General features: G+C 49.2%; 2 protein-coding genes. Both read right to left on the bottom strand.

The features are described from left to right. Positions 1-285: 285 nt before the first annotated feature. A complete protein-coding gene (locus ACPLJI_RS09005) occupies positions 286-1,098 on the bottom strand; it encodes a DUF368 domain-containing protein (RefSeq protein WP_424730809.1) in 813 nt (270 codons plus the stop codon). 163 nt (positions 1,099-1,261) lie between these two features. Beyond that, a partial coding sequence (locus ACPLJI_RS09000) for an NERD domain-containing protein (protein ID WP_424741278.1) occupies positions 1,262-2,009 on the bottom strand: 748 nt, incomplete at its 5' end.

Raw genomic sequence — 2,009 nt, 5'->3', positions numbered from 1 at the left:
CAGCGGCGGCCCTTTTGATTTCAGGCAGCATATCCCTGGCTATCTTTTTGAATACAGCCACCTCTCCCCATTCAAGGCTGCACGCATCCTCAGGGTTCCTTATTATACGCACCCTGCCGCTTCGCCTTCCGGCACCGGCACCCACACCCCTCAGGATCTGCATATGATTTACATATGTTTAATCATGTTAAAATAGTATGCTCAGTCTGCACCACAGCTCCGTCCAACTTAAACATTCCAGTAAATTAAAGGAAAATTGCCCGATTTAGGAAGAAAAATTAAATTTCAGTAGTCTATGTAGTCGAATCTGCTCTCAAGTATCATGACCAGGACAAATCCGGTTATACCAATCACTGCGGATATTATGATGGAGGTGGTATCCACCATCGCTATCTTGTTGTAGGGGAGCCTCAGGGTACCTATCATGAGGCCCACAAGAAAGGACATTGTAACGGCCTCATGGTTCCTCAGCAGATAATCCAGAACCCTTGAGAAGCTCATTATACCAATAGCCGCCCCTGCAAGGAATGTGAATATCTCAACCATGGCCAGACGGTTCAGGACCCCCAGCATGTACTCGTACTGGTTCAGGAGGAGAAGGAGAAATGCACCTGAGATTCCAGGGAGTATCATTGCACATATGGCCACGAATCCAGATATGAAGACAACCGGGAGTGTGTGATTTGCCTGTATAGGGTTGAGGCCCACAAAGAGGTAGGCGAATATGAGGCCCAGAGCACCTGATGCCAGGTTTTTGAGTGAAAAACCATCTATCTTCTGGTAGACCACATATGCTGAGGCGAGTATGAGGCCTGAGAAGAATGCGTAGGTGAATGCTACGTAGGTGGTTATGAAGAAGAGCATAACCTTTGAGAGTGTGAGCACCGCACAGGCTATACCCGCAAGGAGGGGTACAAAGAGTTCAAGGTCAACCTCCTCCCTCAGGGACTTCCGGGCACCCTCAAGGTCGCCATTGAGCAGTGGCTTTATGAATCCAAACCTTATCTTACTTATTGCATGGACGAGCCTCTCATATATGCCTGTTATGAGTGCGATTGTCCCGCCAGAGACACCGGGCATCACATCTGCGCTTCCCATGAAGAGTCCCCTGAGGAATATTGCCAGAAAGCCCCTTAGTCTGTCATAGTAACCCATTTAAATCCTCCATGATCATGAATTGAAGAAGATATTTATAACCAGCAACCTTATAAATGTACCCACCAGACCTCTGAGCATATGCTGATTACCAGCTTGATGTACCTTACCAGACCTCTGAGGTATGTTTTCTCAGGGCGTTCACTATCCTTTTCACCTTGCTCTCACCCAGCATGAGGCGACTTTCCATTATATGCTCCGGAACCTGGCAGGGCTTCAGGATCCTGCAGTGCTCATCCTCCTCCATGATGGTGCAGGAGGCGCTGAGGAATGCAACCACTGCATTAACCCATGAGACATGGATATCCCTGGATCCAAGGAATTCCTTGAGGGCCGCAGCATTCCTCTTTGCCTGTATCGATGGTGACTGGACCTCCTCCTTTCTGAGTTCATCGTTAAGGAACCAGCGGTCACCCTTCACGATATAGTTCCCTGAATAGGACTTTGTCTCTATCACATAGACCCCGGTCGGACCCACAACCACGTGGTCCATGTTCCCGTATGCCCCGGGGAGCTGGATGTCATTCAGGATATGGTAACCTTCAGGCAGGCGTCTGAGGCAGTTCGTTACTATGAGTTCACCCACATACCCCTTTCTCCAGCCCATTCCCCTCCTTTCACTGGTCCTGGTCAGTGGTACAGAGAGGATCATGAGGATGATTCCCAGAATCACAGCTGTGATGCCCCAGGCCAGACCGGTGACTGTAAGTAATATTCCAGCGGGGATCATCAATGCACCTGCAATCAGGATCAGGCGCCCTCCCATCCAGAGCCTCCAGTAGTTATCGGCCTTCCTCTGTGTGTGGGTTTTCCTGCTGGATTCAGGAAAATTTTTGGTGATTTTACGGTATTCA

Origin of the sequence: Methanothermobacter sp. (genome assembly GCF_049720995.1) — an archaeon.
GTDB lineage: Archaea > Methanobacteriota > Methanobacteria > Methanobacteriales > Methanothermobacteraceae > Methanothermobacter.
The sequence above is the reverse complement of the archived record's forward strand: the minus strand, read 5'-3'. Positions and strand labels throughout refer to the sequence as shown.

What these genes read in the sequence shown, in the direction of transcription:
- ACPLJI_RS09005 (WP_424730809.1), bottom strand. Translation starts at nt 1,098, where the DNA reads ATGGGAAGCGCAGATGTGATGCCCGGTGTCTCTGGCGGGACAATCGCA.